This is a genomic window from Arsenophonus endosymbiont of Bemisia tabaci Q2 (assembly GCF_902713415.1).
Taxonomy (GTDB): domain Bacteria; phylum Pseudomonadota; class Gammaproteobacteria; order Enterobacterales; family Enterobacteriaceae; genus Arsenophonus.
In genome coordinates, this window is record NZ_CACTIE010000146.1 from 1 (window position 1) to 4,798 (window position 4,798).

A 4,798-nucleotide genomic window follows, 5' to 3' on the forward strand; every position below is an offset into this window, starting at 1 on the left:
TTCTTCTTCCATCGTAAATATCACTTTACGTCTAAAATCAATTGAATAGCTCATATAAATAATGTCATCAAAATTAAGTCGCTTAGCTATATCTGTGCGGCTTACGATCACGCTTTCAAAACTTATCCAACTTCTGCATTTGGTGGTATTATTGCATTTAATCGTGAATTAGATGCAAATACGGCTAAAACAATTATTGAGCGTCAATTTGTGTTGAAGTCATTATTGCACCTGCTGTTACTGAAGCTGCCCTCGCAATACTTGCAAGCAAGCAGAATGTGCGTGTTCTGACCTGTTGCCAATGCCATTGTTTATGCCAAAAATAATATGACAGTCGGTATTGGTGCGGGACAAATGAGCCGAGTTTATTCAGCAAAAATCGCGGCATTAAGGGCATTAAAAGCGCAGGACGAAAATTTAGATCTTGTCGGATGTGCAATAGCATTTGATGCTTTCTTTCCATTCCGAGATAGTATTGATTCTGCTACCGCTGGCATAACCTGTGTTATTCAACCAGGCGGTTCAATTCGTGACGATGAGATCATAGCCGCAGCTAATAAACATGATATTGCGATGATTTTTACTGATATGCGCCATTTCCGCCATTAATTTAGGGAGCAATAACATGAATATTTTAATTATCGGCAATGGTGGGTCGTGAGCATACTTTAGCATGGAAAGCAGCACAATCAGCTCTCGCTGACAAGGTTTATGTTGCACCCGGTAATGCCGGAACTGCACTAGAAAAAATCTAACCAATATTAATATTTCAATAACAGATATTACTGGATTAGTCGATTTTACCAAAAATAATAATATTAGTTTAACGATCGTTAGACCAGAAACCCCTTTAATTCTAGGCGTTGTTGATGCTTTTCAACATGCCGGTTTAACGATCTTTGGTCCCAGTCAAAAAGCAGAACAATTAGAAAGCTCTAAAGCTTTTACGAAAGATTTTCTTATACGTCATCATATTCCGACAGCCACTTACCAGAATTTTACCGAAGTCGAACCCCCACTCGCCTATTTAAACAAAATGGGCGCCCCGATTGTTATTAAAACTGATGGGCTAGCCGAAGATAAAGACGCGGTTGTTGCTATGACTTTAGAAGAAGCCCAAAATGCTATCCATGATATGCTTGCCGGTATAATGCCTTTGGCAAAGCCGGTCATCGTATTGTTATTGAGGAGTTTCTTTACAGCGAAAAAGCCAGTTTTATCGTAATAGTTGATGGTGAAAATGTCATCCCTATGGCAACAAGCCAAGATCATAAGCGTGTTGGTAATAATGATAGCGGGCCAAATAGAGGTGGAATGTGGGTATATTCTCCTACTCCGATTGTCACAGACATTATTCATCAGCGTGTAATGGATCAAATTATTTATCCTACGGTAAAAAGTATGCCCCTCGAAGATCCGCGATATCAAGGATTTTTATATGCCGGATTAATGATAGATAAACAAGGAAATCCAAAAGTTATTGAATTTAATTGTCGATTTAGTGATCCAGAAACACAACCCATTATGATGCGCTTACAATCTGATCTGGTAGAACTTTGTCTAGCCGGCGCTAAAGGAGAATTAGCCGGTAAAACATCATGTTGAGATGAACGCTGTGCCTTAAGTGTTGTCATGGTCGCTGAAAGTTATCCGGTCAATTATCGTAAAGGTGATATTATTGAAGGGATCAATGATAACCCAGCAGAAATGTGTAAAGTTTTTCACGCCGGAACAGAATTATAGCTGGGCGACTTTAAAATGATTACAAGTAATTACTTTATATCAGTAAATTTATATTGGAGAAAAACATATATTTTGTAATCAAAATTAAGTCGCTTAGCTATAAAACAAAACCAAGTCATTACTAGGGGTCGCTGTGTACTGTGTGTTACCGTGTTTGAAAAAACAATTCTTGATGCCCAAAAGCAGCTTATCACAAAGCAGAAAAAATATCCTGGACGGGTTGTTTCTATCGGGATGATATTGGTTATCGAGCACTCGCTCGTTTAAAATAAAAAATTTAAAGTTTCTCTTTTTTTGGCCCCCATAGACAGAAATTCTCATTGGCAACGAGCAATAACTCGTTGCCTTCTGGTGCTTCTAACCAAGCAATAGGAAAGTCATCTGAACTAGTCTTGGCTCTTTGCAACAACCAATTTTCAGGTTGAACGGTAAACGATGTATCACGTTTTTCACCACTACAAGTTATAATTTGTCCTTGACGCCAATGACCTTGGTAAAGATGAACATTACCAGCAATAAGTGTGTTGCTTAATTCAATTAAACGCTCTGATTCAAATCACCAGCGAACAATATCATTCTTAGTTAAAGGAATTTTGTTATTATGTATAGCTAAGCGACTTAATTTTGATGACATTATTTATATGAGCTATTCAATTGATTTTAAACGTAAAGTGATATTTACGATGGAAGAAGAAGGGTTAAGTATCCGAGAAACAGCGAAGCAATTTCGCATTGGCTGTGTATCTGTATCGCGTTGGATTAATCAAATAGAGCCAAAAGCATCGACTACGCGTCAGCGAAAAATCGATAAATCCGAGTTGATATAGCTAAGCGTCTTAATTTTGATTACAAAATATATGTTTTTCTCCAATATAAATTGACTGATATATATAAAGTAATGACTTGTATCATTTTAAAGTCGCCCAGCTATATAATATTATGCGCTGTATAAAAATAATATGGTCATTTTGATCAAATCTTAGCTGTTGTTGCTGTTTATTTTTATAGTCAAAAGATTGATACCGAATTTGCCAAAGTTTATTTTGACGATACTCAAAGAAAGTAATGGTAGTATTTTTCCTTGGTAAGGGCTATATACAGCAACAATTACTTCAGGGTAGCTTTTTTGATCATTTAAGCGCCATAGCCTAACGACGCCGGCGTCAGAAATAAATCTGCTTGCGCTAAATTCGGGCATTTTAGGTTTACTGGTGAAACCACCAAGTAAAATGAAGATATATCAAATCAATAAAAGGGGTTTAATACCCCCTCTGAATATTCTTTCTGACAACTGAATTACTTAACTGCTTCTTTCAGTGATTTTCCAGCAACAAATACTGGTACATTAGCAGCTTCAATTTTGAGTTCTGCACTTGTTTTAGGATTACGGCCAGTACGTGCTGCACGATAAGTAATCTTAAAAGTACCGAAACAAACGAATTGAACTTGATCACCTTCTTTCAATGCATCTGTAATACATTCAATGACTGCTTTTAACACACTTTTAGCTTGAATCTTAGTCAAGTTTTCCTTTTGCGCGACACATTCAATTACATGACCCTTATTCATGTTTTTATTTACAGTTTTATTCATAAGTTATTCTTACACACTGTGTTTATCATTTGAATAGCATCGAGTACGTTGGATATGTAGAACCTATTAATTCTTAATATACGTCCTGAAAGTACCTCTCTCCGCCTTCACTGTAGAGCATAGTATAGGCGAATGTGAAGCGTTAAAAGTCAGCATTTATAGTACCAAATCACGCTTTTAAACATTTTCCACGGAAATTAGGTAACCTTAATGCCAATATTGCTGATCCCTACTTCACGGAGGTCGGATTTTAATCCTTTAATCAGGGCTACATCCCGCTCTTCACAAGCGGCAAGTAAACGGTAAATCTCCCATTGAATACCCCATTCTTCTTCAATGGCAAGCAATTCTTTCAGTTCTTCATCAGACAACTCTTTACCTGTCTGAGTCATCTCAAATATTGCGATGGTTCGAATCAAAATTTTACTTAATTCAATAGCACTTTCTAATGTTTTCCCACTTAAGTAAGAATGAATTATTTCACTTAACGCAATACACGCATCAATAGCAGGATGAAGTCCGTATATATCAAAATCATTTACGACGGGAATAACTTCCTCTAACTTTTCCAACTGATTATCAAAATTAATTTTACTCTCTTTAATAATCAGTGATTCCCAGATTAAATATAAAATAATACGATAACGTATTGGATTTAAAAAGCTTGTCTGTTTACAAAAAAAATTGATAATTAGGATACATACGCTCACATAAACAGGCCATGAAAGTAATATGCCACCAACTATCTAATTTTGCCAACCGCAAATGAATTGGGTTTCTTAACATCAAATTTCTACTCACTTACCTTTTACGCAGAAGTTTACTTGAAAATCAACAGGTTCCACATATTTTAACTTTAATTATGCCAAATTCTGTTTCATTCGATTAAAAATCGCTCTATTAGAAGCGATTCCATTAACCAAACGAGTAGGTTCAGGTAAACGATAACCTTTAATACAATGCTTAACCCATAATAGTGAAGCATCTAAACTGATTTTATGGCCAAGTGAGATATAAAGTGGTTTACATCTTTTTTTACTACGAAACACGCAAGGAATTTGCTCATTATTATCATTCAATGGTTGCCGGCTTTCCACTATTTCATCTAAAGCTTCATGGTGACCACATAGACGACTTTTGACTATACCAATAGTTGGAATATCTAATAAAAGACCCAAATGACTAGCTACTCCAAAACGACGAGGATGGGCAATTCCTTGGCCATCAACCATAATAAGATCAGGTTTATGTTGCAGTTTTTTTCCAAACCGCCAGTAGTGCAGAATACTCTCGAAAAGAGAGTAAACCTGGAATATAAGGAAATTCAGTCGGTATATGGGCAATATGATATTCAACAATAGCAAGTGAAGGCCACTGCATAACAACCATTTCGGCTCGCATTATATAGTACCTTTTTCTTCAAATCCAATATCAGCACCAGCAGTAAGATTAGGGGTAGAAA

Annotated in this window: 2 protein-coding genes and 6 pseudogenes; 3 read left to right on the top strand and 5 right to left on the bottom strand. The window is 36.3% G+C overall.

What is annotated here, in order from left to right; genetic code table 11:
* Positions 1 to 90 precede the first annotated feature (90 nt).
* Together purH and purD are read left to right on the top strand one after the other, a co-directional pair.
* Positions 91 to 609: pseudogene (purH, locus tag ARSQ2_RS08030) on the top strand (bifunctional phosphoribosylaminoimidazolecarboxamide formyltransferase/IMP cyclohydrolase); the annotation flags it as partial.
* 16 nt (positions 610 to 625) lie between these two features.
* A pseudogene (gene purD, locus ARSQ2_RS08035) lies at positions 626 to 1,740 on the top strand (phosphoribosylamine--glycine ligase); the annotation flags it as partial.
* 280 nt (positions 1,741 to 2,020) lie between these two features.
* Here purD and ARSQ2_RS14885 read toward each other — a convergent pair.
* Positions 2,021 to 2,287: pseudogene (locus tag ARSQ2_RS14885) on the bottom strand (DUF1481 domain-containing protein); the annotation flags it as partial.
* A gap of 97 nt (positions 2,288 to 2,384) precedes the next feature.
* Between ARSQ2_RS14885 and ARSQ2_RS08045 the strand changes: the two are divergent.
* Positions 2,385 to 2,570 (top strand): IS630 transposase-related protein, encoded by a 186-nt coding sequence (locus ARSQ2_RS08045; RefSeq protein WP_181994972.1) that lies wholly within the window; start codon positions 2,385 to 2,387, stop codon positions 2,568 to 2,570.
* Between the two features lie 81 nt (positions 2,571 to 2,651).
* Here ARSQ2_RS08045 and ARSQ2_RS12940 read toward each other — a convergent pair.
* From ARSQ2_RS12940 to nfi, 4 genes and pseudogenes are all read right to left on the bottom strand, one after another.
* A pseudogene (locus tag ARSQ2_RS12940) lies at positions 2,652 to 2,941 on the bottom strand (DUF1481 domain-containing protein).
* 98 nt (positions 2,942 to 3,039) lie between these two features.
* Complete coding sequence (locus ARSQ2_RS08055; RefSeq protein WP_420837757.1) at positions 3,040 to 3,336, bottom strand: HU family DNA-binding protein; 297 nt, start codon at positions 3,334 to 3,336, stop codon at positions 3,040 to 3,042.
* Positions 3,337 to 3,533: 197 nt separating this feature from the next.
* Positions 3,534 to 4,122: pseudogene (locus tag ARSQ2_RS08060) on the bottom strand (YjaG family protein).
* Positions 4,123 to 4,196: 74 nt separating this feature from the next.
* Positions 4,197 to 4,798 (bottom strand): annotated as a pseudogene (nfi, locus tag ARSQ2_RS08065) (deoxyribonuclease V); the annotation flags it as partial.

What these genes read in the sequence shown, in the direction of transcription:
- ARSQ2_RS08055 (WP_420837757.1), bottom strand. Translation starts at nt 3,336, where the DNA reads ATGAATAAAACTGTAAATAAAAACATGAATAAGGGTCATGTAATTGAA.
- ARSQ2_RS08045 (WP_181994972.1), top strand. Translation starts at nt 2,385, where the DNA reads ATGAGCTATTCAATTGATTTTAAACGTAAAGTGATATTTACGATGGAA.